At 68.7% G+C, this 25,108-nt stretch carries 16 protein-coding genes, 1 pseudogene and 1 riboswitch; of the genes and pseudogenes, 8 read left to right on the top strand and 9 right to left on the bottom strand.

The annotated features are described in order from the left end of the window. Positions 1-333 precede the first annotated feature (333 nt). The gene (locus ACP93_RS15210; RefSeq protein WP_228136063.1) at positions 334-1,278 is read left to right on the top strand and encodes a hypothetical protein; all 945 of its coding nucleotides are present in this window, start codon (positions 334-336) and stop codon (positions 1,276-1,278) included. Between the two features lie 35 nt (positions 1,279-1,313). Beyond that, positions 1,314-2,978 carry an XVIPCD domain-containing protein gene (locus ACP93_RS15205; protein WP_343123111.1) on the top strand — a complete coding sequence of 555 codons (1,665 nt, stop codon included), beginning with the start codon at positions 1,314-1,316 and terminating at the stop codon, positions 2,976-2,978. 402 nt (positions 2,979-3,380) lie between these two features. Here ACP93_RS15205 and ACP93_RS22350 read toward each other — a convergent pair whose 3' ends face one another. From ACP93_RS22350 to ACP93_RS15185, 4 genes are all read right to left on the bottom strand, one after another. Continuing rightward, a complete protein-coding gene (locus ACP93_RS22350; RefSeq protein ID WP_048491512.1) occupies positions 3,381-4,379 on the bottom strand; it encodes an XVIPCD domain-containing protein in 999 nt (332 codons plus the stop codon). A gap of 68 nt (positions 4,380-4,447) precedes the next feature. After that, the gene (locus ACP93_RS15195) at positions 4,448-4,870 is read right to left on the bottom strand and encodes a hypothetical protein (protein WP_048491511.1); all 423 of its coding nucleotides are present in this window, start codon (positions 4,868-4,870) and stop codon (positions 4,448-4,450) included. 78 nt (positions 4,871-4,948) lie between these two features. Continuing rightward, positions 4,949-5,209: a hypothetical protein gene (locus ACP93_RS15190; RefSeq protein ID WP_228136062.1), complete on the bottom strand. Its 261-nt coding sequence runs from the start codon at positions 5,207-5,209 to the stop codon at positions 4,949-4,951. Between the two features lie 144 nt (positions 5,210-5,353). Further along, positions 5,354-5,815 (bottom strand): GNAT family N-acetyltransferase, encoded by a 462-nt coding sequence (locus ACP93_RS15185; protein ID WP_048491509.1) that lies wholly within the window; start codon positions 5,813-5,815, stop codon positions 5,354-5,356. Positions 5,816-6,046: 231 nt separating this feature from the next. Between ACP93_RS15185 and ACP93_RS15180 the strand changes: the two genes are divergently transcribed. Together ACP93_RS15180 and ACP93_RS15175 are read left to right on the top strand one after the other, a co-directional pair. Next, positions 6,047-6,688: an HD domain-containing protein gene (locus ACP93_RS15180; RefSeq protein ID WP_048491508.1), complete on the top strand. Its 642-nt coding sequence runs from the start codon at positions 6,047-6,049 to the stop codon at positions 6,686-6,688. A gap of 124 nt (positions 6,689-6,812) precedes the next feature. Next, complete coding sequence (locus tag ACP93_RS15175) at positions 6,813-9,329, top strand: excinuclease ABC subunit UvrA (RefSeq protein ID WP_048491507.1); 2,517 nt, start codon at positions 6,813-6,815, stop codon at positions 9,327-9,329. Between the two features lie 267 nt (positions 9,330-9,596). Here the strand turns inward: ACP93_RS15175 and ACP93_RS15170 are convergent, their stop codons facing one another. Beyond that, complete coding sequence (locus ACP93_RS15170; RefSeq protein WP_048491517.1) at positions 9,597-10,475, bottom strand: SDR family oxidoreductase; 879 nt, start codon at positions 10,473-10,475, stop codon at positions 9,597-9,599. 420 nt (positions 10,476-10,895) lie between these two features. Continuing rightward, positions 10,896-13,178, bottom strand: coding sequence for a glycoside hydrolase family 3 N-terminal domain-containing protein (locus tag ACP93_RS15165; RefSeq protein WP_048491506.1), 2,283 nt, complete (start codon positions 13,176-13,178; stop codon positions 10,896-10,898). 365 nt (positions 13,179-13,543) lie between these two features. Here ACP93_RS15165 and ACP93_RS15160 point away from each other — a divergent pair, with 365 nt between their 5' ends. The 3 genes and pseudogenes from ACP93_RS15160 to ACP93_RS22155 form a co-directional block, all read left to right on the top strand. Beyond that, on the top strand, positions 13,544-14,929 hold the full coding sequence (locus tag ACP93_RS15160) for a DUF763 domain-containing protein (protein WP_048491505.1): 1,386 nt from the start codon (positions 13,544-13,546) through the stop codon (positions 14,927-14,929). Between the two features lie 364 nt (positions 14,930-15,293). Beyond that, entirely contained in the window at positions 15,294-15,866 is a 573-nt protein-coding gene (locus tag ACP93_RS15155) for a phosphatase PAP2 family protein (protein ID WP_048491504.1), read from the top strand. A 124-nt stretch (positions 15,867-15,990) separates the two neighbouring features. Then, positions 15,991-16,479: pseudogene (locus tag ACP93_RS22155) on the top strand (DUF6496 domain-containing protein); the annotation flags it as partial. A 502-nt stretch (positions 16,480-16,981) separates the two neighbouring features. Here ACP93_RS22155 and ACP93_RS15145 read toward each other — a convergent pair. After that, positions 16,982-17,332, bottom strand: coding sequence for a nucleotide pyrophosphohydrolase (locus tag ACP93_RS15145; protein WP_048491503.1), 351 nt, complete (start codon positions 17,330-17,332; stop codon positions 16,982-16,984). Between the two features lie 154 nt (positions 17,333-17,486). Between ACP93_RS15145 and ACP93_RS15140 the strand changes: the two genes are divergently transcribed. Then, positions 17,487-18,650, top strand: a complete 1,164-nt coding sequence (locus ACP93_RS15140) for a zinc-dependent alcohol dehydrogenase (RefSeq protein ID WP_048491502.1) — start codon at positions 17,487-17,489, stop codon at positions 18,648-18,650. 822 nt (positions 18,651-19,472) lie between these two features. Here ACP93_RS15140 and ACP93_RS15135 read toward each other — a convergent pair. Both ACP93_RS15135 and gcvP read right to left on the bottom strand, forming a co-directional pair. Continuing rightward, the gene (locus ACP93_RS15135) at positions 19,473-21,587 is read right to left on the bottom strand and encodes a catalase (protein WP_048491501.1); all 2,115 of its coding nucleotides are present in this window, start codon (positions 21,585-21,587) and stop codon (positions 19,473-19,475) included. 230 nt (positions 21,588-21,817) lie between these two features. Then, complete coding sequence (gene gcvP / locus ACP93_RS15130; protein ID WP_048491500.1) at positions 21,818-24,742, bottom strand: aminomethyl-transferring glycine dehydrogenase; 2,925 nt, start codon at positions 24,740-24,742, stop codon at positions 21,818-21,820. Positions 24,743-24,844: 102 nt separating this feature from the next. Then, positions 24,845-24,949, bottom strand: a riboswitch (glycine riboswitch). Positions 24,950-25,108 lie beyond the last annotated feature (159 nt).

Here is a 25,108-nt window from a genome sequence, read left to right as displayed (position 1 = left end):
GGGGTGGTGTTTGTGGTGGGGCAGGAGGTGTGAGTCGGACGGAGTTGGCGGCCGGTAGGTGCAGGTGCCCCGAGCCGCTTTGGCGAAGCATGTGTTCGGCCGTAGGCGATGCGGGCGAAGACGGACGTTGATCCTCGAGCTGGCGAGACATCCTCGCGATTGGACAGCGAGATCTTCAGGGTGATGCGGATCGGTCGGCGCTCTGCATCGTCTACCGAGACGGGATGAACGCGGCAGCCCCCGGTGGTAGATTGACGCCGAGATCGGTGCTGGCGCCGGCGATCGTTGGGATCACGCCATCCACCCTTTGCTTCGAATGCAATGGAGGACGGTGTGAAGACCTTCAGGATTCACGCGACGCTGGCATGGATGCTGTCCCTGACCATCCTGGGATGTACCCAGCAGCGTGCCATGGGCCAGGTCGAGCCGCAGGTGGCGCCGAAGAGTCCCGCGGCCACGGGGCACGTGGATGCAATCGTCGGCTTCCCGAGTGCAGCAGCGAATGCGCCGGGTCCCTGGGTTCCCTTCAAGGTGGAGCGCGCATTGGGCGCGGTGTGCGTGGATCGCGACCACGTGCATGGATCCTCGCCCGTGTCCATCCTGCGGGACGGCTATTGTCGCGGCCCTGCACCCGAACACATGGCGCGTGCGCTGTTGGCCATTCCTTCCGAGGCGCTTGCCGGTGAGCGCGATACGCGCATGGCGGACTTGCACAACGCGTTCTACCTGGCGGCACCTGGGTTGGGGCGTCGTCCGGATTTCACCGTCGCTGCGGGCAACTTGACCATCCGTTCCTTCGAAGGTTCCGATCCGCACAAGACGGTATACCTGGTGTGGCCGGTAAAGTGCGATGACGGCGCCGCGAGTATGAACTGCCACGCGGGAACTGGACGCAAGGCGTACCGGTTCGGTGCCGATGGTGTGGTCCATGATGTCAGTGCGGACGTGTTCCCGCCCGATCCGCAGTTGAACGCCGAGGATCTCGCGCGTCAGCAGCGCCACGGTGGTAGCGAACTGTTCCTGTTCGACGACAAGCTGCCCTATGCCGCGACCATGCGCTGGCTGATGGAGTTCGATCCTGACCAGCCATTGGCCGCAGACGATCCGCGCAGGGTCGAGGCTTATGCCCACTTCGGCTTCGTGCGCTGGAACGGCGAGCGCTTCGAGCGCGTCGATCGTGTGACCCGGGCGCAGTGGCCGTGTCGCCAGGTTCGCACAGGGGAGCCCGCGTGTTCGGACTATCCCGATGAAGGCGAGGACCGCTTCGTCGAAAAGTAGCCGAACACGCAACCATTCCAGCAAGGAGCATCGCAATGGAAAGATCCAACGACTTGGACATCCGTTCCAGTGCGGACCGGATCACCGCATTGTTCAATGCCAATCGGACGACGGAAGCGCTGGCGATGCTGGAAGAACGTCGGCAACATCAGCCCGAGGCTGTGCAGGACGCCTTGGATCGCTATGTCGGCATGGATGCCCGCGCCAGCATTGCGACGCACTTGCAGGGGACATCAGATCCCGGATCTGCCACGACGTTACAGCGGCTGCAGACGGCTGCAACTGCCCAGCCGCGCTTTCCCGCACAAGACCAGATGTCCACGTTGAGCGATGCGCAGGCCTACGACGTCTATGCCAGCATCGTGCAGGTGAAAGGCAACGATGCGGCGCACGACGCATTGGCGCGTCCGAGCGAGCGTGTGGTGCTGGGGCTGCGTCAGGAAAATTCGACGTTCGCCGCCATGCAGGATCGCGCGCATCCTGCGACTCTGGCCAACGACAACCCAGCCACGCCTCGTGTCAACGAAGCGCACGCCGGCACCGGGGTCTACAACGATCGCCTCGTGGTCCTGTGGAAGGATGCCAATGGCACGCGCCATGTCCAGGTCGCCCAGCATGCGAATACCGAGCCGACCGCGCAGTACGACCACCATGCCGGCAACACGGGGCAGCGCCCGCTTGCTGGAGGCGGCGTGGAAAATCGCAGGTTTGCTCCATCCCCTGGGTACGAAAGCATCGTCCGGCCCAGGAAGATCGAGGGCGATGACGTCAACGCGGACGGTATCCGCGACCTGGGGCGGCTGCGCGACGGCACCATCGAGATGGAACAGGGGATGCATCCGAATCCGCTCCAACGAGGCGCCGTGGATGTCGCTCTGCGGCCCAGCCAAGCGGCAGTCGCCGCCGGCCGCGGCGCGGTCCAGCGCGACACCAATGCCGATGGTTGGTTCGACCAGGCCGACGTCAATGGTGTGCAGGATCTCAATAACACCTTCAAGATCCATCGCGGTTCATCCGGCAGTACCGATTCCGCGGGGTGCCAGACCATTCATCCCGCGGAGTACAACGAGTTCATCGGCGCGGTCCGGGGCAATCCGGCGCAAACGCGGTGGCAGTACGTCTTGACGACCACGACGCCAGGTCCTGCGAGAGAGCAGCAGCGCGACCAGGGCCAGCCGCGCGAAGGCGCACAACCTGGACCGGCAGAGCACGGCGGGCGGCCGCCACAGCAACCGCTGCGTCCCGACGGCAGGCCGGCAGAGCCTGCGCGCGACCCGCATCGGCGGGCAGAAGCCGAGCCGGCGCAGCGGCTACCGGATCCTCTGCTTACGCAAGCCGGCACGCTCGTCGGGCAGTTGGACGCGCGCCTGGGCAGGGCCAGCGACGGCACCAGCGATCGCATGACCGCCAGCCTCGCCCACCTGGCCAAGGCGAATGGGTTGGAGCGTATCGATCAGGTGCTGCTGAGCGAGCAGACAGCGCGTGTCCCGGCCGGCGCGACCGTATTCGTCGTGCAGAGCGAGCCGCGCAACCCAGCGTATCTGCGTGCCGGCATGTCCACCGATGTGGCGATCAATACGCCGGTCGAGCAGTCGCTTGCCCAGATGCAGGCGCTCGATGCACGCACGATGGCGCAGAGTCAGGCGCAGGAACAGGTGCTTGCGCAACAAGACGCAGCCAGGCAGCGAGGGTTGGCTTGATGCATCGTGTGCTGGTTGTTGGCCAAACAAGGAGAAGGGGTGCTGCGCGAGACGAATGCGCATGCCACGACAGCCGTCAGCGTGCCGGCGATACGGTCGAGGTGTTCAAGCGGGAAAGATGGGGAGCCGACGGCGAAGCGCCATAGTCCCATCCGCAAACCCGGATCATGCGCGAGCTGGGCGATGTTGAGGGTGCCGACTTGGTGGACGATGACGGCGGCTTGCCGCGACGCGCCGGCGTTGGATTAGCCGGCTGTCGCGTGAAATCAGCCCCCATCTAGGTCCTGCTGCGCGAACGTCGAGCGCAGCGAAGACGCTTGCTTGTACAGAATGCTCCTCGTGCCACCAGGCGGCCTATGCCGCCATGCACGTTGCTGGCGGCCGTTCGCATGGCCGGGATGGCTAGAACGCGTGCACCAGCGGCCGAGGCTGCGCGTCTTGCGTTTGAGTCGGTGACTCCACCTGTTGCGGCTGCGGCTGCGGCTGCGGCTGCGGTTGCTGCGCCTGCGCAATCGCATACGACTGCTCCACCGGCGTCTGTGCCGCTTCCGCGGTGGACATGTGCGCACGCTGCTTGGCCGGATCGTTGGCGGCGCCCTGCACGATGAAGATGTTCTCGCCCGCGGCGGCGGTTGCGGTCTGCTGGCTGAGCGCGACCTGGTCGACGCTGCTGAAGTGGTGTTGCTTGGCCAGGGCGTACAGGCTGGCGCTGACGCGGTCGTTGTCGGCCGGGTTCAATTGGCCGGGGCCGTTGAGGCCTTGGACCTTGTCGCGGATCTGCTGCAGCATCGTGTGATCGGGATGGTCGGCGCGTGTGGGATCGGCCGCAGGCGCGGCTGCGCGTTGTTGTTCCTGTTCGTCCGGTGCGTGGTAGCGCAGTTCCTCGGTGCGTTCCGGCGACAGCATGCGGTTGTCGATGCCCGGTTCGAGGCGCCCGGGGAAATCCTGTACCGGCACGTCCATCAGCTCGCCGAAGGTGCGGTAGGCGGAGTTGCTGTTGACGGTCTCGCCGAAGACCTTGAAGCCGTAGTTCGGGTAGTCGCGATCCTGCGCGTTGAGTTCCGGCACGGCGCGCACGGCCGTATTCCAGCGCTCCATGATTTCGTTCTTGTCGCCCGTGGCGACCGTGCGTGACGGTTGGTCGTCGCGGATGTAGGTGGTGCTGTCGACCTTCTCGCCGATGGAGCGGGCGTACGCGGGGTCGTGCGGGTAATGCCAGGCGCGCAGCGAGTGCCGGGTGTCGTCGGTGCCGATGGGAATGGCCTGGCCGGTCTGGCGGTCGGTGGCCAGGCCATGCAGTTCCGCAACGGCCTTGCCGTGTTCGTCGCGCAGCACCCAGAAGTCGTGGCCGGCGATGCCGACTACGCCGAGCGAGCGGGCTTCGATGGAGTAATTGGGCATGGTCGTGTCCTTCCTTGGTCGATGTGAAAAAAGCGGGGGTCAGAACTGCCTTGTTCCGTTCGTCGCACTCACTGTGGTTGCGTGGCCACGCAGCGGTCCAGTGCGGTCTTGAGGTCGTGCATCGCCTGGTCGACGCCAAGGTCGACGAAATAGGCGCCGGCGCCCTTGAGGGCGAGCTTGGCCTGGTTCGCGCCCGGTGGGCGCTCCAGGCGCAGGCGAAAGCCACTGCGATTCGTCTCGGGGAAGTCGCCCGATTCCAGGATGCCCTTGGCCGGGTCTTCGCGGGTGACCTTGGGCCAGGAGCTGCTGGTCTCGGACAGGGTGGCGATGCTGGATTCGGCGCATTCGAACAGGCGCTGGTTGGGCAGCTCGGCCGGGACGCTCAGCACCGCCGAGGCCATGGGCGTCTTGCGGGCGGCGGCGGGCATGCTGCATGCGCTGGCAACGAGCGCCAGGCCGGCGAACTGGGCGATGCGATGCCATGGCGTCATGGGGACGGTCCTTGCGTGGGCGGTGGCGAGCTTCCTGCTCGGCGCATTATGCCTAATGCGCCTGGTGTTGTTGCGCGGTCAGCGCCGCGCGCGGCGCCAGGCGATCAGGGCCACGGCGGCCAGGGCGGCGACGGTGCCGACCGCGGCGACCTGCGCCGCGCGCTTGGCCCGCAGCTCGCGCAGGCGCAGCGCTTCATTGCCGGCGTCATCGGCGGACAGCGGCGAGCGGTACACGCTGTGCTCGGCGGCGCGGCTGGAGATGGCGGCACGGCGCGCCGGCGGGATGGGGGCGCTATCGGTGGCGGTGTCGTCCACGGCGTGGGCGGTGTCGGTGATCATGGTCGGTTGCATCCTCGGCGCTGCGTTCATGCGTGTGTGTCGAGCGGGCGGTCGGTTGGTGGCTGACGCCCTATCTTTCCAAGCGCCACGTTAACGCGGCGCGGGGGAAAAGTAATGTGCAGGCGCGGCCACGTGGGCACCCGCTCAGCCGACCGGGCGGACCATCAGCAGCACGCGGCTGCCGTAGGAATCGGCTTCCTGCACGGGCTGCCAGCCGTGGCGGGCGTACACGCCGCCATCCAGATGCTCGGTCTGCAGGTACAAGGCATCCAGGCCCAGGTCCGCGGCGTCGGCCAGGGCATGGGCGAGCAAGCGACCGGCGATGCCGCGTCCTCGATAGGCCTCGGCGACGTACATGCCGCCCAGCCAGTAGGGGTACTGAGGAAAGGCGTCCATTTCCCGGTATTTCAGCTGCACCGCGGCGATCGGCTGGGCGCCATCGAAAGCGGCCAGCCGCTGCGGCAGGCCATGCGCATCCGGGGCGCGCTGGAGTTGGCGCAGTTCGTCGTCCAGCGAAAAACCCGCCTCCCAGCCCCAGGCCGCGTGGTACCAGGCGGCGATCTGCGGCAGTTCCGGGGCGTTCTGGTCGAGATGACGGACGTCCATGTGCACGGTCGTTTTGGTGATAGGAGAGCAGGAAAGTATAGGCGGGGAGGGTGCCTCGACCCGCATTGGCCCACGCGGCGCCTGTGTTCATAGCGCGCGCATGCTGGCCGAGCACGCGATCAAGGACTGCCATCCGCGCGATTTGAACGGGCGCCATGCCCACGCTCGCCTCCACGCACCTGTGCGGACAAGTTTGGCGATAATGCCGGCCTGTTCCGTCAGGACCGCCGCATGACCGCTCTCACCGAACGTTACGCGCGCGCCGTGGACTACGCGCGCATCGCCCACGCCGGCCAGTTCCGCAAGGGTGGCACGGTGCCGTATCTGAGCCACGTGCTGGGCGTGTCGACGCTGGTGCTGGAGGCCGGCGGCGACGAGGACCAGGCGATCGCGGCGCTGCTGCACGACGTGGTGGAGGATTGCGGCGCCGGCCACGAGGCGGTGATCCGCGCGCAATTCGGCGACGCGGTGGCCGACATGGTGATGGCCTGCACCGACGCCACCGCAGAGCGCAAGGCGGCGCCCGCGGACGTACCGGCCAAGCGCCGCGACTGGCGCATCCGCAAGCAGGCGTATCTGGCGCATCTGGCCGAGGCCCCGGACGCGGTGCTGTTGGTGTCGGCCTGCGACAAGCTCTACAACGCGCGCAGCATCGTCGCCGACCTGGAGGACCCGGAGGTCGGCACGGCAGTGTTCGAGCGTTTCACCGCCGGCCGCGACGGCACGCTGTGGTACTACCAGGCGCTGCACGCGATCTACGCCGAGCGCGGCGTGGCGGTGCTGCGTCCCTTCGCCAATGCGGTGACGCGGATGCAGGCGCTGGCTGCGCGCGACGCCGATGCCGACACGCTGGCGGCGCCTGCGTTGGGTTGAGGTCTGCGTCACCGGCGACTGTGCGCGTTTTGGGCAATAAAAACGCGCAACACAGTCGACGCGACACGTCCATGGCAGCCGACCGGCTAAGCTTGCGCGCTCCTTTGCGTTGCCGGTCCCGCCCATGTCCACGCCTTCCGCTTTCGCCGCTTCCGGCTTCGTGCGCGTCCGTGGCGCGCGCGAGCACAATCTCAAGGACGTGGACGTCGCGTTGCCGCGCGACGCGCTGGTAGTGTTCACCGGCGTGTCCGGCTCGGGCAAGTCGTCGCTGGCGTTCGGCACGTTGTTCGCCGAGGCGCAGCGGCGCTATCTGGATTCGATTTCGCCGTATGCGCGGCGCCTGATCGACCAGGCCGGCGTCGCCGACGTGGACGCCATCGACGGCCTGCCGCCGGCGGTGGCGCTGCAGCAGCATCGCGGCGCGCCGAGCACGCGCTCGTCGGTGGGCAGCGTCACCACCATCTCCAACTCGTTGCGCATGCTGTATTCGCGCGCCGGCACCTACCCGCCGGGGCAGGGCATCATCCACGCCGACGGCTTCTCGCCGAACACGCCGGCCGGCGCCTGCCCCACCTGCCATGGGCTGGGGCGCATCTACGACGCCACCGAGGCGTCGATGGTGCCGGATCGTTCGCTGAGCATCCGCGAGCGCGCGGTGGCGGCGTGGCCGCCGGCCTGGCACGGACAGAACCTGCGCGACATCCTCACCACGCTCGGCCATGACGTCGACGTGCCGTGGGCGAAGCTGCCGAAGAAGACCCGCGACTGGATCCTGTACACCGAGGAGCAGCCGACCGTGCCGGTGTATCCCGGCTTCACCCTGGCCGAGACCCAGCGCGCGCTCAAGCGCAAGCAGGAGCCGGCGTACATGGGTACCTTCAGCAGCGCGCGCCGCTATGTGCTGCACACCTTCGCCAGCACGCAGAGCGCGCTGATCAAGAAGCGCGTGGCGCAGTACCTGATCAGCACCGCGTGCCCCAGTTGCGACGGCAAGCGCCTGCGCCGCGAGGCATTGTCGGTGACCTTCGCCGGGCTGGACATCGGCGTACTGTCGCAGCGCCCGCTCGGCGAGGTGGCCGACCTGTTGCGGCCCGCGGCGGAGGGCCGCATGCAGGGCCGTTCGCGGCATCCGGAGCAGGCACTGGCCGCGCAGCGCATCGCCCAGGATCTGCTGGCGCGGATCCAGGTGGTGGAGGCGCTGGGGCTGGGTTATCTGACCCTGGAGCGCAGCACGCCGACGCTGTCGCCCGGCGAACTGCAGCGGCTGCGCCTGGCCACGCAGATCCGCTCGCAATTGTTCGGCGTGGTCTACGTGATGGATGAGCCGTCGGCGGGCCTGCATCCGGCCGACACGGAGGCGCTGCTGGGCGCGCTGGATCAGCTCAAGGGTGCGGGCAACTCGCTGTTCGTGGTCGAGCACGAGATCGACGTGATCCGCCATGCCGACTGGATCGTCGATGTCGGCCCCGGTGCCGGCGAGCATGGCGGGCAGGTGTTGTACAGCGGTCCGCCGGCGGGACTGGCGCAGGTGCAGGCCTCGTCCACGCGCCGTTACCTGTTCGCCGAGCCGCAGGCCGCCGCGCATGCGCCGCGCACGCCGGAGGCCTGGCTGCAGTTGCGTGAGGTCAGCCGCAACAACGTGGTCGCGCTGGACGTGGACATCCCGCTGGGCGTGTTCACCACGGTCACCGGCGTGTCCGGCTCGGGCAAGTCCTCGCTGGTCAGCCAGGCGCTGGTGGAGTTGCTGGGCACGCAACTGGGGCAGGCGCCGGCCGAGGCGGAGGAGCAACTGGACCCGCTGGAGCGCGATGCGCGGGTCGCCACCGATGGCTACATCGCCGGTGGCGTGCAACACGTGCGGCGGCTGGTGCAGGTGGACCAGGCGCCGATCGGGCGCACACCGCGTTCCAATCTGGCCACCTACACCGGCCTGTTCGACCACGTGCGCAAGCGCTTCGCGGCCACGCCGGCGGCACGCAAGCGCAAGTACGACGCGGGGCGTTTCTCGTTCAATGTGACCAAGGGCCGCTGCGACACCTGCGAAGGCGAGGGTGCGGTGAGCGTGGAACTGCTGTTCATGCCCAGCGTGTATGCGCCGTGCCCCACCTGCCATGGCGCGCGCTACAACGCCAAGACGCTGGAGATCGAACTGCACGGCCATAACATCGCGCAGGTACTGCGCATGACCGTGGTGCAGGCGCTGGAGTTCTTTGCCGACGACGCAGCGATCGCGCGGCCGCTGCAGGTGCTGGTGGACGTGGGCCTGGGGTATCTGCGGCTGGGCCAGCCGGCCACCGAACTGTCCGGCGGCGAGGCGCAGCGGATCAAGCTGGCCAGCGAACTGCAGCGTGCGCAGCGCCGCGGCACGGTGTACGTGCTGGACGAACCCACCACCGGCCTGCACCCGTCCGACGTGGACACGCTGCTGCGGCAATTGCACGGGTTGGTGGAGGCGGGCAACACCGTGGTGGCGGTGGAGCACGACATGCGCGTGGCCGCGTCCAGCGACTGGATCATCGACATGGGGCCGGGTGCGGGCGGGGCGGGCGGCAAGGTGGTTGCGGCCGGTGTGCCGGAAGTGGTGGCGACGCGGGCAGGCAGCCGAACGGCGCCATTCTTGGCGGCGGAATTGGCCCGTTAATCGCGCGCGTGGCGGCTCGCGGCCTTCGCCAATTCCGACACGGCGATGGCATGTAGGAATTCATGGTGATGCAGTCGCAGCGAGCGAAGCCTGCCGGGTGCCTGACCCTGCAAGGCGTCGGGACTGAAGTCCCTCCCACAGCGCACCCAGGTAAGGCACCGCACGGCTCCGCGGGAGCGGCTCCGTGTGATCGCAAAACCGCCTAGAGCCGCTCCGCAATGAGGTCTCATGCCGCACGCACATCGCGCATCGACGTGCGACAGCACTTCAACCCACGTTGCCGCGTCCGCCGACGCTGCTGAACACGCTGCCGGTGGTGAAGCTGGATTCCTGCGAGGCCAACAGCACGTAGATCGGTGCGATCTCCGCCGGCTGGCCGGGGCGGCCGGTGGGACCGTCGGCGCCGAAGGTCTTCAACTTGTCCATGAACTGCCCGCCGCTGGGTTGCAGCGGCGTCCAGTACGGTCCCGGTGCCACCGCGTTGACGCGGATGCCCTTGGGCGCCAGTTGCTTGGCCAGGCACTTGGTGAAGCTGACGATGCCGCCCTTGGTGGTGGCGTAGTCGAGCAGCGATTCGGGCGGGTCGTCGGCGACGATCGAGGCGGTATTGATGATCGCCGCGCCTGCCGGCAGGTGCGGCAATGCGGCGCGGGTCACCCAGAACAGCGCGTAGACGTTGGTCTTGAGCGTGTCGTCCAGTTGCTGGTCGTCGATGTCCAGCAGCGATGTCTGCGCGGTCTGCCGCGCGGCGTTGTTGACCAGGATGTCCAGGCCGCCGAGCTGCTGCACCGCCTGTGCGACCAGTTGCCTGCAGAACGCGGCATCGCGCAGATCGCCGGGGATGGCCACCGCCTTGCGCCCAGCTGCGCGGATCAGCGCGACCACCTCGCGCGCGTCCGGTTCTTCCTGCGGCAGGTAGTTGATCGCCACATCCGCACCTTCGCGCGCGAAGGCGATCGCCGCGGCACGGCCGATGCCCGAGTCGCCGCCGGTGATCAGCGCCTTGCGCCCGCTCAGGCGGCCGGAGCCGACGTAACTGCGTTCGCCATGGTCGGGCACCGGCACCATCTTCGAGGTCAGGCCCGGCCATTCCTGCTTCGGCGTGTCGAACGGCGGGCGCGGATACTGCGTGCGCGGGTTCTGCATCGGCGGACGCGTGGCGCCAGTACCAGCGACGGTCGCAGGTTGCGCACCGGCGCCAGCGGACATTGCCAATGCGCCGCCAGCGGCCAGGCCGCTGCCGAGGGCGCCGAGCGCGCGACGGCGTCCGGCGGAGTGGTCGGGATCGTGATCGTGCATGGCGCGGCTCCTGGCGTGGGGGAAGACGCGGCGGCGCGCATCGCCGCCGCCGCCGGTGTGGCGTCGTCTGCGTGTGCGATGCAAGGAATCTGGCGCGCGCGATGCGCGACATGGCGGCAGACGACCGTTCCCATCTGAGCGCCGCGTGCGGCAGCAGCGCGTGAGCGCGCAGTGCCGCTGACGTGAAGCGCAGCGCTGGCAGCCCTCGGCGCTGGGCCGCGGTGGCGCCCGCATGGCCGCCACCGACAGCGCTTGCCCGCGCTGCGATCAGCCCAGCAGTTCGAAGCTGGCGGTCAGGCCCGGTGCCTGCGCCGAAGGCGCCACCCACAGATCGAACTGGCCCGGTTCCACTGTCGGCTTGAGCGCCTGGCCGACGAACAGCAGATCGTCGCGGCGCAGGACGAACTCCACGCTGGCGCTGCCGCCGGCCGGCACGGCGACCTTGCGGAAATCCTTCAGCTCGCGCACCGGGCGGGTGATGCTGGCGCTGCGGTCGTGCACGTACAACTGCACCACTTCCTCGGCGTCGCGGTGGCCGCGGTTGTGGATGCGTGCAGCGATCTTCAGCGTGCCGCCGGCAGCCAGCCGCGACGTGCTCAAGGTCAGTTGGCCGTACTCGATGCGGCCGTAGGTGAGGCCGTGGCCGAACGGGAACAGCGCGGTGTTGGAGATCGTGCGGTAGTGGGTGGTGAAGGGTGTCAGCGCGTTCGGGCGCGGATCCGGGCGACCGGTGGGCTTGTGCGCGTAGTAGTACGGCGACTGCCCGGATTCGTGCGGGAAGCTCACCGGCAGGCGCCCGGAGGGGCCGTGCACGCCGAACAGGATGTCGGCCAGCGCCGGGCCGGAGGCCGAGCCGAGGAACCAGCTGACCAGGATCGCCGGTGCGTCCAGCACCGCGCCGTCGAGGACCAGTGCGCGGCCGTTGCTGAGCACCACCACCACCGGCGTGCCGGTGGCCGCCACCGCGGCCAGCAGCGACTGCTGCACACCGGGGATGACGATCTCGGTGCGCGACTGCGCTTCGCCGGAGTAGCGCAGCGGTTCGCCGATTGCCAGGATCGCCACGTCGGCTGCGGTCGCCGCGCCCACCGCCGCCTGCACGCCGCCCGGCAATGCGTGTTCGAACGCGCAGCCTTCCACCACCTGCAACGTGGCCGGATCGGCCAGTTGCGCGCGCAGGGCCGTGGCCAGGTCGTTGCCGCTGTCGTCGCCGCCGAACAGCGTCCACGGTCCGGCGCTCTCCACCCAGTTGCTGGCCATCGGCCCGATCAGGGCGATGCGCTGGCCCTGGCGCTTGAGCGGCAGCAGTTCGCCCTCGTTCTTCAGCAACACCACCGATTTGCGCGCCGCCTCGTGCGCCAGCGCCAGCGTCTCCGGGCGCCGCTGCCGCGCCTGCGCGCGCTCGGGCACGATGCGCAGGAACGGGTCGTCGAACAGGCCCAGCGCGGCCTTGAAGCGCAGCACGCGGCGCACCGAATCGTCCAGCCGCGCCATCGGCACCTCACCGGCGGCGACCAGGCTAGGCAGGTGCTGCAGGTACAGCCCGCTCTGCATGCTGATGTCCACGCCGGCCAGGAACGCCAGCCGTGCCGCGTCGCGCGCATCGCGGGCGTAGCCGTGCGAGACCAGTTCCAGGTCGCCGGTGTAGTCGGAGACCACCAGGCCGCTGTAGTTCCACTCGCCGCGCAGCACCTGGCTCAGCAGCCAGGTATTGGCGGTGGCGGGCACGCCGGACAGTTCGTTGAAGGAAGCCATGGTGGTTACCGCGCCGGCGCCGAAGGCGGCCTGGAACGGCGGGAAATACACCTCGCGCAAGGTCCGCTCGGAGATGTCGACGGTGTTGTAGTCGAGGCCGGCCTCGGCGGCGCCGTAGGCCGCGAAGTGCTTGGCGCAGGCGGCCAGCGCGTCGGCATGGTCGATGCCCTCGCCCTGGAAGCCGCGCACGCGCGCCTCGGCGAAACGCCGGCCCAGCAGCACGTCCTCGCCGCTGCCTTCCACACCGCGGCCCCAGCGCGCATCGCGGGCGATGTCGACCATCGGCGCGAAGGTCCAGTCGATGCCGACCGCGCTGGCTTCCAGTGCGGCGGCACGCGCGGTGCGTTGCGCCAGCTCCGGTTCGAAGCTGGCGGCTTCGCCCAGCGGCACCGGGAACACGGTGGTGAAGCCGTGGATCACGTCGGCAGCGAACAGCATCGGGATCTTCAGCCGGCTCTCCAGCGCGGCCTGCTGCAACTGCTGGTGCCAGCGCACGTTGGAGCCGTTGAAGATGCCGGTCAGGCGTCCGGCGCGCGCCGCGGCCAGCTGGCCCTCAGCGGTGGGGCGCACGTTGACCGGATTGGCGGCGGCCGCCGCGTCGGTCTGCTGCGCCGAACCGAACAGGGTGAGTTGCCCGGCCTTCTCTTCCGGCGTCATCCGCGCGATCAGCGCATCGATGAAGGCCGGCGTCTTCGCCGGCGTACGCGGCAGGGCCAGGCCCATCGGCACGTGCGACAGCAACGCGAACGAACCGGCGCCGAGCAACAGCCCGCGCCGCGTGGTACGAAACGTCATCGGCAAAGCTCCCCCTTCAGCCCGACGGTCACGCTACCCCATCGGGATCGGAAAGCTGTGATGCAGTGCACGATGGTGGGATGCTGATGCGCCCTGCAGTCGTGGCTGAAGTCCCTCCCACAAAGGCAAAGAGGCGCAACGCGAACGGCGCAAGGACCGATGTGGGAGGGGCTTCAGCCCCGACGGGCGGTACTGACCACGCAAGTCGCCTGCGATGCCGAAAAGGGAACGGCCTTCGGCCGCGAACGCATGCTCCTCACGTTGCGCATCGCGCGTACTGAACCGCTCAGCTCGCACCCGCATGCCGGCTCGTACGGTGAGACCGGCACTGGCTACCCTGGTGCACCACTTTCCTGGGAGCCCCCATGAGCCGACGTTCCGGCAGCGCCGATCTGCCCCTGCACGGCGGCCGCGTGCCGCACTGGCTGGGCGCGCGCATGACCCGGCTCGGCGCGGTGATGTGCCAGGCCATTGTGCACAGCTACGGCCGCGACGAATTGCTGCGGCGCCTGGCGCATCCGTTCTGGTTCCAGTCGCTGGGCGCGGTGATGGGCATGGACTGGCATTCCTCCGGCATCACCACCAGCGTGCTCGGTGCGCTCAAGCGTGGTCTGGCGCCGCTGTCCGGAGAACTCGGCATCCATGTCTGCGGCGGCCGTGGGCGGCACTCGCGGGCCACTCCGGACGAACTGCAGGCAGTGGGTGAGCGCACCGGCCTGGACGGCGCGGAACTGGCGCGGGTCAGCCGCCTGGTGGCCAAGGTCGACAGTGCCGCGGTGCAGGACGGGTTCGACCTGTACCTGCACGGTTTCATCGTCAGCGACGACGGGCGCTGGGTGGTGGTGCAGCAGGGCATGCATGGCGCGCGCAAGCAGGCGCGCCGCTACCACTGGCTGTCTGAAGGCCTGAGCAGTTTCGTCGACGCGCCGCATGCGGCGATCGACGGCCCGCGCCAGGGGCGCATCGTCAATCTGGCCGACCATCGCGCTGCCGCCGCGCGTGCGGCGCAGGTGGAGCTGCTGCAGACGTTGGCACCGGAGCGCATTGCGCGCGAGTACGCCGCCTTGGAGGCCGAGCAGACGTCGGCGTCGGCTGCCGCAGCGCCGACCCGCGCAGCGCAGCGGCGGTTTGACACTGCGCCGTCAGCCGATGCGCTGTTCGCCGAGACCGGCGACCTGTTCGCGCCGGCGGCGGCCGTGGTGCCCGAGCGCCGGCCGGCCGACCTGCCGCATCTGTCGCTGCCCGACCATCACGACGTGCGCGGCAGCGACGTCGTGGTGCGGCGGCTGCACGGCGAGTTGGCCGCCGCTGCCGACTGCGGCCCGCGCGATTTCGCCGACCTGCTGCAGGTACCGGGCGTCGGCGCGCGCACGGTGCGCGCGCTGGCGCTGGTGGCCGAGGTGCTGCACGGCGCGCCGTGCCGCTTCAGCGATCCGGCGCGGTTCTCGCTTGCCCACGGCGGCAAGGACCGGCATCCATTCCCGGTGCCGACACGGGTTTACGACCACACCATCGGCGTGCTCAAGACCGCGGTGGCGCAGGCCAGGCTGGGCCGCGAGGAGAAACTGGAGGCGATCCGCCGCCTGGACGCGCAGGCGCGCCTGCTCGAACCGGCCGCGCGCGGGCCGTCGGTGGAGGACTACATCGACGAAGAGCGCGCGCAATCGCACGTCTATGGTGGGCGCAGCGTATTCGGCTGGGAGCCGGCACCGCAGGCGGTCGCGGAGCTGCGTGCCGCACGGGCGAGGTAGGGCCAGTTGCTGGTGGTCTGGGCTCGCCACGATCGAGCCGGATGCAGGTTGCCGTGCAGGCGTCAACGGCGATTCGGCCACGATAGGTCCGTCCATCGGGCATCCGGCCGCGTTGCAGTCGGGACTGAAGTCCCTCCCACAAGGAGGAATGGGCTATCAGGGTCGCTGTCAGCGTGTGCATGGGAGACCAGGGGCGCGCTTCTTCGGAAGTCCGCTGTCATGCGATGGCGATGGTCGCAGGCGGACAAGCTGCCTGCTCGCGTACCACGGTCCTTCCGGTCGAGCGATCGCCCGTATCATGGCCGCCCCGGCGCACGGCGTCGGTGGCCCCCAACGACGCGTACGCCGAAGGACGTTTCCCAGGATGTGGTCTGCCATCAGCAACTTCGGCGACGCGGCGATGACGCTGCCGCTGGCGCTCGTCTGCGCCCTGTGGCTTGGGCTCGGCGGGAACGGTTGGCGCGCCGCCGGTACCTGGCTGGGCCTGGTGGCGACTGCCGCGGCGCTGGTCGGTGCGACCAAGATCCTCTACGCCGGCTGCGGTGTGGAGTTGCGCGCGCTGCAGTTCCGGGTGATCAGCGGACACACCATGCTCGCGGCGTGCGTATGGCCGATGGCCTGCATGCTGTGCCTGCGCGCCCGCCCGCGGCCGCGGCTGGCGATCGCCTGCGGATTCGTCATCGCCAGCGTGATCGCCATCGCCCGCGTCTACGCGCGCGCGCACAGCCTGTCCGAGGTCGCGGCCGGTGTGGTCGTCGGCGCGGCGACCACGGCCTGCTATCTGCAGTGGCGCGGCGCGCCGCAGTTGCCCGCGCGCCTGCGCATGTACGCCATCGCGTCGGTGATCTTGGTCTGCGCGCTGATGTACGGACGCCACGCGCCGATCCAGCACGCCATCCAGACCTATTCGCCCGCGCTGTGCGGTCGCGACGGCTGATCGCGTCGTCGCCGGCGTGCAAGCCTGTGCACGCACGCTTCGCTTGTCGTATGCCTGTTCTTGACCTGTGCGTTGCTACACCCGGAGCCGATGGCCGTCGTGGCCGCTACCAGGAGACGCAACGATGCCGGAGCAATCCACCACCACCCGTGCGCGCCGCGCCAAGCGCGAAGGCAAGGCGGGCACGACCCAGGCCGGCGAATTCGTGCGCGAGGAAATCGATCGCGTGCGCGCGGGCAAGACCCAGGTGAAGTCGACCAAGCAGGCGATCGCCATCGGCCTGTCCAAGGCGCGCCGCGCCGGGGTCAAGACCGGCGCGTCGAAGACTGCGTCGAAAGACACCAAGAAGAAGGTCGCGCAGGAAGAGGCCAAGGGCGGCAAGCATGGCAAGCCGTCGCCGACGCGCTCGCGCGGCGCCAAGAAGGCGCTCAAGACCGCGAGCAAGGGCACGACCACGCGCAAGACCGTCGGCAGCGAGGCGCTGTCGACGCAGACCAAGCGCGCAGCGAAGAAGCGCAGCGCCAGTAGCCGCTCGGCCGCGGCGAAGAAGGCCGCGCAGACCAAGGGTGCGACGGTGCGCAAGGCCGCGGCCAAGAAGGCCGCGCAGACTCGGGCCAAGAAGACCGGGACACGCACGTCCGCCGCGAAGAAGAGCACCGCGAAGTCCGCCTCGACCAGGAAGACGACGGCCAAGAAGGCCGCGAGCAAGACTGCTTCGGCAAAGAAGACAGCGACGAAAAAGACCGCGACGAAGAAGACTACATCGAAGAAGGCCGCTTCGAAGAAGTCGACGGCCAGGAAGACGCCGGCGAAGAAGCGCGCCACGCGCACGAGTAGCAAGCGTGCCAGCAAGACGTCGTCCGCGCGCAAGGGCAGTACGCGGTAACAATGCCTGACTGCCGCATGCTGTGCCGCAGCGCATGTCGGGCATCTCCGATCGCTGAGGAACGCCCGCTGTAGGAGCGGCTTCAGCCGCGACGTGCGTTTCCGGGTAAAGCCCGCCGCGGCTGAAGCCGCCCCTACGGGGCAAGCTGCATCCGGCTTGTTGGTGCGGAAGCCTGCGATCGGGGATGGTCTGTCTTTGCGTCGTCGCGCGGCAACTATGCCGCGCGCGCCTACAGCTCGGTGTACTTGGTGATGCGGCCCTTGGCGCGCTCCACCGGATACTTGGCGGCGTTGGCCAGCATCTTGCGCTGCGCGGCGTCGATCGGATCGATCCCCAGCTTGTCGCACAACTGCACCAGATGCAGCAGCACGTCGGCGATCTCGCTGCCGACCTGCTGCTTTTTTTCTTCAGGAAGCTGCCGGCTTTGCGCATCGTCCAGCCACTGGAAATGTTCCAGCAGCTCCGCCGCTTCCACCGACAGCGCCGCGGCGAGATTGCGTGGACTGTGGAACTGACCCCAGTCGCGCGCATCGGCGAAGGCACGCTGGGCGGTTTGCAGGTCGTTGAGACTGTCGGGCATGGCATCGGGTCGCAGTGGGATGCCGCATGGTAAAGCAGCGAACGCGCGCGCAGACACGGCGGTCGCGACATCGGACTCACGGCATGGTCACCGACGATGCACGGCGTCGGCAGCGACACTGCGGGCACATGTTCGCAGTCGAAAGGAAATGCCCATGCAAGCGCTGACCTACCACGGCACCCGGGACGTGCGTGTGGAAACCGTTCCCGATCCGGTGCTGGTCGAGACCGACGACATCATTCTGCGCGTCACCGCCACCGCGATCTGCGGCTCGGACCTGCATCTGTACCGCGGCAAGATCCCCGAGCTGCACACCGGCGACGTGCTCGGGCACGAGTTCATGGGCGTGGTGGAGGAAGTCGGCCCGGACGTGCAGCGGGTCAAGAAGGGCGACCGCGTGGTGATCCCGTTCGTGATCGCCTGCGGCGAGTGCTTCCATTGTCGGCTGACCGAGTACGCCGCCTGCGAGACCACCAACACCGGCAAGGGCGCGGCGCTGAACCAGAAGGGCATCCGCCCGCCGGCGGCGCTGTTCGGCTATAGCCATCTGTATGGCGGCGTGGCCGGTGGTCAAGCGGAGTACGTGCGCGTGCCCAAGGCCAATGTCGGCCCGTTGGTGGTGCCGGACGTGCTGCACGACGAGCAGGTGCTGTTCCTCTCCGACATCCTGCCCACCGGCTACCAGGCCGCGGTCAACGCGGGTGTGCGCCAGGGCAGCACGGTGGCGATCTTCGGCGCCGGCCCGGTCGGACTGATGACCGCGGCCTGCTGCCGCATGCTCGGCGCCGAGCGCATCTTCATGGTCGATCGCTATCCATACCGGCTCGACTTCGCCCAGCGCACCTACGGGGTGATTCCGCTGAACTTCGAGGAGATCGACGATCCGGCCGACATCATCGTCGGCCAGACCGACGGCCGCGGTGTGGATGCCAGCATCGACGCGGTCGGCTTCGAGGCCAAGGGCAGCACGGTGGAGACGGTGATGGCCACGCTGAAGCTGGAAGGCAGCAGCGGCACGGCGCTACGCCAGTGCATCGCCGCCACCCGCCGCGGCGGCACGGTCAGCGTGCCCGGCGTGTATGCCGGCTTCATCCACGGCTTCCTGTTCGGCGACGCCTTCGACAAGGGGCTGAGCTTCAAGATGGGCCAGACCCATGTGCAGCGCTTCATGCCGGAACTGCTGGAGCACATCGGCGAGGGCCGGCTGCGCCCGAACGAGATCATCACCCACCGCCTGAGCCTGGCCGAGGCGGCGCAGGGCTATTCCATCTTCGACAAGAAGGAGCAGGACTGCCGCAAGGTGATCCTTACGCCGTAAGGCGCCGAGGCAGCCGGGTATCCCGCCGGGGCGCCCGGCAAGCTCCCGCGAGGGCTTGCCGGGCGCAAAGCCTGCTGCGCTGCACCACGCTCGGGCTGTCGTCGCGACAACGGAGGGCGTCCCGTTGGCCCCACGCGTGGCGGGGCGCCGAAGCGCCAACCGTTCGTCGCGAACAGGTGAAGATTTCACGGCCCCTTCACCTCCCTCCACGGTAGACACCGCGCCTTGGGGTTCGGGATAAGTTTTTGCCGCACCCGCCGCTCCGTGGCCGTCCGCAAGGGGATGGCCCGCTTCTTGTCAAGTCTATGACAGGCTTTAATTATGCGAATCAATGGCTTAGTTGTTTGGGCGGAGTGAGGGCGGCAGCGCACCGTTGTCCACAGGGGGTGTGGATGACTTCTGCATAAGGTTGTGGATAAGGCCGATGCCGGCCCGTGACACAACAGTGTCAAGAGGGGTGGCGAAAAATTGACCAGGCGAATTTTGGGCCGCTATCGGAGCGGGCCAGGGGGCCTGTTTTGGACCCCAGGTCGGGCGTATCGGAGGCTGCGTGTCGGGGGCCGGTGGCGCTGGAGGCTGGATCTCATCATCGCCGTGCCAGTCATGAGCAACGTGGCAGCCAAGGGGTACGTGCTGGCAGGCGACCGAGGGCTGTGGCTAGCCGGAACGCTGACACCGCCAGCGTGCCCAGGTCGCGAACTGCGACCATCGTGGTGCATCGATTTGCGTGCTTGTGAATGGCGCCGGCGACCCGTCCGGGTCACCGGCATCGCCATGGCGCTACGTCCTGCGGCGGCGCCATGGCGGAAACCGCCGCGCCGCTCAGGCCAGCAGGCGCAGCTTCGGTTCGCGGCTCCACTGCCGAGTCTTGGCGGCGGTCACGAAGCCCTTGCTGTCGCTGGCCTCGACCACCCCGGCGTCCTTCTGCACGTTGCCGGCCTTTAGCAGCGGCTGCGCGCCGGCGTCGGCGGCGATCGCCTTGAGGTGGGCGAAGGCGTTGCTGACGAAGTCGATGGCCGCCGACTCCTTGCTCAGGCGCTTGCCGGCCTCGGCCGACAGCACCACGGCCACCGCATCGAACACGAACGAGGGCGTGCCGGCCAGTTGGCCGTCGGCGGCCAGGCGCTCGCCGTCGCTGAGGACGGCGCCGCCCAGCTTGGGCGCGACGATCTTGACCGCCGCGCCGGCGTCGAGGGCGGCCCTGCGCAACTCGCGCACGGTCTTGGTGTCGGACCCCTCGTCGATCAGGATGCCGATGGCGCGGCCCTGCAGGGTGGGCTTCATGCGCCCGATCAACTGCAGCGCCGGCGACAGCGGCAGGTCCTGCGGCGCGACCGCGGCCGGCGGTGCCGGCGGCAACCCGTCCATGCCCAGGCCGTCGGCGACGCGCTGCGCCAGCTTGGGATCGACGTGGCGCAGATGCCCGACCACGGCTTCTCGCACGTGCGCGGTGTCGACCTTGGACAGTTCGAACACCAGCGCCGAGGCCACGTGCGCCTGTTCCGGCTGCGTCTGGCTGCGGTAGAACATCCGCGCCTGGCTGTAGTGGTCGGCGAAGCTCTCGGCACGCACGCGGCCCTTGGTGCCATCGTCGGGCTGGGTGCGGTGGCTGACGAAGCCGCGCGCGGTCTCGCGCGGGCTGTCGGCCTGCAGCGAGCTGGGCTCGTAGGCGACGCGGCCCTTGGGCACGCCCATCTGCATGTGGCCGTCGCGCTGCATGTTGGCGAACGGGCACTTCGGCGCGTTGATCGGCAACTGGTGGAAGTTCGGCCCGCCCAGGCGGCTGAGCTGGGTGTCCAGGTACGAGAACAGGCGGCCCTGCAGCAGCGGGTCGTTGGAGAAATCGATGCCGGGCACGATGTTGGCCGGGCAGTACGCCACCTGCTCGGTCTCGGCGAAGAAGTTGTCCGGCCAGCGGTCCAGCACCATGCGCCCGACGATCTGCAGCGGCACCAGTTCTTCGGGAATCAGCTTGGTGGCGTCCAGGTGATCGAACGGGAAGCTGTCGGCCTGCTCCTCGGTGAACAACTGCACGGCCAGTTCCCATTCCGGGAAGTCGCCGCGTTCGATCGCCTCGAACAGGTCGCGGCGGTGGAAGTCCGGATCGGCACCGGCCAGCTTCATCGCTTCGTCCCAGATCGTGGACTGCAGACCGAGCTTGGGTCGCCAATGGAACTTGACGAAGGTGCTGCGGCCTTCCGCGTCGAGCAGGCGGAAGCTGTGGATGCCGAAACCTTCCATCATGCGCAGCGAACGCGGGATGGTGCGGTCGCTCATCGCCCACATGATCATGTGCAGCGACTCGGGCATCAGCGAGACGAAATCCCAGAACGTGTCGTGCGCGCTGGCCGCCTGCGGGAAACCGCGGTCCGGCTCCATCTTCACCGCGTGGATCAGGTCGGGGAACTTCAGCGCGTCCTGGATGAAGAACACTGGGATGTTGTTGCCCACCAGGTCCCAGTTGCCTTGCTTGGTGTAGAACTTGACCGCGAAGCCGCGCACGTCGCGCGGCGTGTCCACCGAACCGGCGCCGCCTGCCACGGTGGAGAAGCGGGTGAACACCGGGGTCTTCACCCCAACCTCGGTGAGCAGCGCGGCGGTGGTGTACTTGGCCAGCGAGGCGGTCAGTTCGAAGTAGCCATGCGCGGCGCTGCCGCGCGCGTGCACGATGCGCTCGGGAATGCGCTCGTGGTCGAAATGGGTGATCTTCTCGCGCAGGATGAAGTCTTCCAGCAGCGTCGGCCCGCGCGGGGTGGCGCGCAGCGAATTCTGGTTGTCGGCGACCGGAATGCCCTGGTTGGTGGTCAGCGGCGGATGTGTGCCGCCGGCGTGCTGGTGCAACTCATCGCCGTGGCCGCGCTGGTCGGCGGGTGCGGCGGTGGAGGCGAGGGCGGTGGACGATGCGGGATCGCTGGGCGTGCGCTTGCGGCTGGCCATGGGGGATCGCGTTGCGTGGCGGAAGAAGGCGTCGCGGTGGGGTGCCCGGTGCGTGAAGGTGCGGGCGTGGCGGAAGCCCCGATCCTGGGCGGCGTGGCGTGAACGAGCCGTGCAACGCGCCGCAGCGCGCGCACTTGTCTACTGCAGTGCGCGCGTTGCGCACGCATAAAAAAACCCAGCCTCGCGCACGAGGCTGGGTCTCGGAGACACCGTCGAACGGTAAACGCGGCTCAGACCACCGCGTCTTCCTTGTACGCATCCACCGGGATGCACGCGCACATCACGTTCTTGTCGCCGTACACGTTGTCCACGCGCGCCACCGGCGGCCAGTACTTCTGCTGCTTCAGCGTCGGCAGCGGGAACGCGGCCAGCTCGCGCGGGTAGGCGTGGGTCCACTCGCTGGCGGTGACCTGCGCGGCGGTGTGCGGGGCATGCTTGAGCGGATTGTCCTCGCGATCCAGGCGGCCGTCCTCGATCGCGGCGATCTCCTCGCGGATCTGGATCATCGCGTCGATGAAGCGGTCCAGCTCGTGCTGCGATTCGCTCTCGGTCGGCTCCACCATCAGCGTGCCGGCGACCGGGAAGCTCAGCGTCGGCGCATGGAAGCCGAAGTCGATCAGGCGCTTGGCGATGTCCTCGGCGCCGATGCCGCTGGTCTTCTCCAGCGGGCGCACGTCGAGGATGCACTCGTGCGCGACCAGGCCGTTGCGGCCGGTGTACAGCGTCTTGTAGTACGGCGCCAGCCGCTTGGCGATGTAGTTGGCGTTGAGCAGCGCGACCTGGGTGGCCTTGCGCAGCCCGCTGTTGCCCATCATGGTGATGTACATCCAACTGATCGGCAGGATCGAGGCCGAACCGAAGCTGGCCGCCGAGACCATGCCGACGTCGCCGTCACCAGAGTTGAATCCGCCGCCATGGATGGCGGCTTTTTGATTTTCGCCGGCATGGATGCCGGCACGGGGAAGTGTCCGCGGCAGGTACGGCGCCAGATGCGCCTTCACCGCGCACGGGCCGACGCCGGGGCCGCCGCCGCCGTGCGGGATGCAGAAGGTCTTGTGCAGGTTCAGGTGCGACACGTCCGAGCCCCACTTGCCGGGCTTGGCCAGGCCGACCAGCGCGTTCATGTTGGCGCCGTCGGTGTAGACCTGGCCGCCGTGCGCGTGCACCGCTTCGCAGATCGCCACCACGTCTTCCTCGAACACGCCGTGGGTGGACGGGTAGGTGATCATCAGCGCGGCCAGGCGGTCCGAGTACTTCTCGGCCTTGGCGCGGATGTCGGCGACGTCAACGTTGCCGTTGCCGTCGCATTTGGTCACCACCACGGTCATGCCGCACATCTGCGCCGAGGCCGGGTTGGTGCCGTGCGCCGATTCGGGGATCAGGCAGATGTCGCGATGGCCTTCGCCGCGGGCGCGGTGGTAGGCGCGGATCGCCAGCAGGCCGGCGTACTCGCCCTGCGCGCCGGAGTTGGGCTGCAGGCTGACCGCGTCGTAGCCGGTGCACTCGACCAGCATCGCTTCCAGTTCGTCGATCAGCTGCTTGTAGCCCACGCTCTGCTCGGCCGGGGCCAGCGGATGGATCGCACCGAACTGCGGCCAGGTCACCGGGATCATCTCGGCGGTGGCGTTGAGCTTCATGGTGCAACTGCCCAGCGGGATCATGGTGCGATCCATCGCCAGATCCTTGTCGGCCAGCGCGCGCATGTAGCGCAGCAGTTCGTGCTCGCTGTGGTGGGTGTTGAACACCGGGTGCTGCAGGAACGCGCTGTGGCGCAGCAGCTGCGGCGGCAGCGCATCGGCAGTGGCGGCGTCGAGCGCGTCCACGTCGGCCTGGGCGCCGAACAGTTGCGCCAGCGCGACCACGTCGGCGCGGGTGGCGGTCTCGTCCAGGCTGATGCCCAGCGCGGTGCTGTCGATCGCGCGCAGGTTGATGCCGGCCGCGCGCGCCTTGGCGTGAATCGCGTCGGCGTCGACGCCGGTGACGTGCAGAGTGTCGAAGAAGCGCTCGCCGACGGCGACGCCGGCGCCGCGCAGCGCCGCGGCCAGGATCGCGGCCAGGCGGTGGGTGCGACGGGCGATGCGCACCAGGCCCTCGGGGCCGTGGTACACCGCGTACATCGAGGCCATCACCGCCAGCAGCACCTGCGCGGTGCAGATGTTGGAGGTAGCCTTCTCGCGGCGGATGTGCTGTTCGCGGGTCTGCAGGGTGAGGCGGTAGGCGGGGTTGCCGGCGGCGTCGATCGACACGCCGATCAGACGGCCCGGCATCGAACGCTTGTAGGCGTCGCGGCAGGCCATGAACGCCGCGTGCGGGCCGCCGAAGCCGAACGGCACGCCGAAGCGCTGGGAGTTGCCGACCACGATGTCCGCGCCCCATTCGCCGGGCGCGGCGATCAGGGTCAGCGCGAGCAGGTCGGTGGCGACCGCGACCAGGCCGCCTTGCGCGTGCACCGCGTCGGCCAGCGCCTTGTGGTCGCCGATGTGGCCGAAGCTATCGGGATATTGCAGCAGCACGCCGAAGCACTCGGCCTGCAGCGCTTCTTCCGGCGTGCCCACGCGCAGCACGATGCCCAGCGGCTCGGCGCGGGTGCGCAGCAGTTCCAGGGTCTGCGGATGCACCGCGTCGTGCACGAAGAAGGTGTCGGACCTGGACTTGGCCGAGCGCTTGGCCAGGGTCATCGCCTCGGCCGCGGCGGTGGCTTCGTCCAGCAGCGAGGCGTTGGCGATCTCCATGCCGGTGAGGTCGGCGCACATGGTCTGGAAGTTGATCAGCGCTTCCATGCGGCCCTGCGAGATCTCCGCCTGGTACGGGGTGTAGGCGGTGTACCAGGCCGGGTTCTCGAGGATGTTGCGCAGGATCACCTTCGGCGTGTGGGTGCCGTAGTAACCCTGGCCGATGAAGCTGCGCAGCACCGTGTTCCTGTCGGCGATGGCGCGGATCTTGGTCAGCGCCTCCTCCTCGGTGATGGCGTCGGGCAGCGCCAGCGCGGCGGGCGACTTGATGTTGCCGGGCACGATGGCGTCGGTCATCGCCTCCAGCGAGTCGTGGCCGACGGTGCGCAGCATGTGCGCGATCTCGGCGTCGTTCGGGCCGATGTGGCGCTCGATGAAAGCCGAGTGGTGTTCGAGGTCGCGCAGCGAAGAGGTGTGAGACATGGCAGTCGTCCGGCAGAGGAAGGCACGAGGAGGCGGGGACGCGCGCAAGGCCGTCGTCGGACCGCGGTGGCGGGCACGATCGACGGGAAGCGCGGGTCCTCCCAATGCCCCTCTGTCCTTTTGCCTGAGAGTTTGGAAGCGGCGGCTGGCGCTGCGCTTCGTGCCCCTTCGGCGCCGGGTTTGACCGGTCTCTCCAGAGTCTTGGTGCGGGTGGTATCGGGCCTGAGCGATTACGGGCGTTTGCGCCTTCGGCAGCGGGTCGCCCCGCTTCTCCCACCATGCTGCGCGGCGATTATAGCGTGGCCGGCGGCGCCCACGGCGGGCCGCTCGCACCCACGCCAGGCTGAATGGGCAAGCCGCGGCGGA

The organism is Xanthomonas sp. NCPPB 1128, from assembly GCF_001043115.1.
In the GTDB taxonomy this organism is placed as follows: domain Bacteria; phylum Pseudomonadota; class Gammaproteobacteria; order Xanthomonadales; family Xanthomonadaceae; genus Xanthomonas_A.
The sequence above is the reverse complement of the archived record's forward strand: the minus strand, read 5'-3'. Positions and strand labels throughout refer to the sequence as shown.

Bases quoted from the DNA above. Each gene is read 5' to 3' on its own strand.
- ACP93_RS15205 (WP_343123111.1), top strand. From the start codon at position 1,314: ATGGAAAGATCCAACGACTTGGACATCCGTTCCAGTGCGGACCGGATC.
- ACP93_RS22350 (WP_048491512.1), bottom strand. From the start codon at position 4,379: ATGCCCAATTACTCCATCGAAGCCCGCTCGCTCGGCGTAGTCGGCATC.
- ACP93_RS15195 (WP_048491511.1), bottom strand. From the start codon at position 4,870: ATGACGCCATGGCATCGCATCGCCCAGTTCGCCGGCCTGGCGCTCGTT.
- ACP93_RS15190 (WP_228136062.1), bottom strand. From the start codon at position 5,209: ATGATCACCGACACCGCCCACGCCGTGGACGACACCGCCACCGATAGC.
- ACP93_RS15185 (WP_048491509.1), bottom strand. From the start codon at position 5,815: ATGGACGTCCGTCATCTCGACCAGAACGCCCCGGAACTGCCGCAGATC.
- ACP93_RS15180 (WP_048491508.1), top strand. From the start codon at position 6,047: ATGACCGCTCTCACCGAACGTTACGCGCGCGCCGTGGACTACGCGCGC.
- ACP93_RS15175 (WP_048491507.1), top strand. From the start codon at position 6,813: ATGTCCACGCCTTCCGCTTTCGCCGCTTCCGGCTTCGTGCGCGTCCGT.
- ACP93_RS15170 (WP_048491517.1), bottom strand. From the start codon at position 10,475: ATGCAGAACCCGCGCACGCAGTATCCGCGCCCGCCGTTCGACACGCCG.
- ACP93_RS15165 (WP_048491506.1), bottom strand. From the start codon at position 13,178: ATGACGTTTCGTACCACGCGGCGCGGGCTGTTGCTCGGCGCCGGTTCG.
- ACP93_RS15160 (WP_048491505.1), top strand. From the start codon at position 13,544: ATGAGCCGACGTTCCGGCAGCGCCGATCTGCCCCTGCACGGCGGCCGC.
- ACP93_RS15155 (WP_048491504.1), top strand. From the start codon at position 15,294: ATGTGGTCTGCCATCAGCAACTTCGGCGACGCGGCGATGACGCTGCCG.
- ACP93_RS15145 (WP_048491503.1), bottom strand. From the start codon at position 17,332: ATGCCCGACAGTCTCAACGACCTGCAAACCGCCCAGCGTGCCTTCGCC.
- ACP93_RS15140 (WP_048491502.1), top strand. From the start codon at position 17,487: ATGCAAGCGCTGACCTACCACGGCACCCGGGACGTGCGTGTGGAAACC.
- ACP93_RS15135 (WP_048491501.1), bottom strand. From the start codon at position 21,587: ATGGCCAGCCGCAAGCGCACGCCCAGCGATCCCGCATCGTCCACCGCC.
- gcvP (WP_048491500.1), bottom strand. From the start codon at position 24,742: ATGTCTCACACCTCTTCGCTGCGCGACCTCGAACACCACTCGGCTTTC.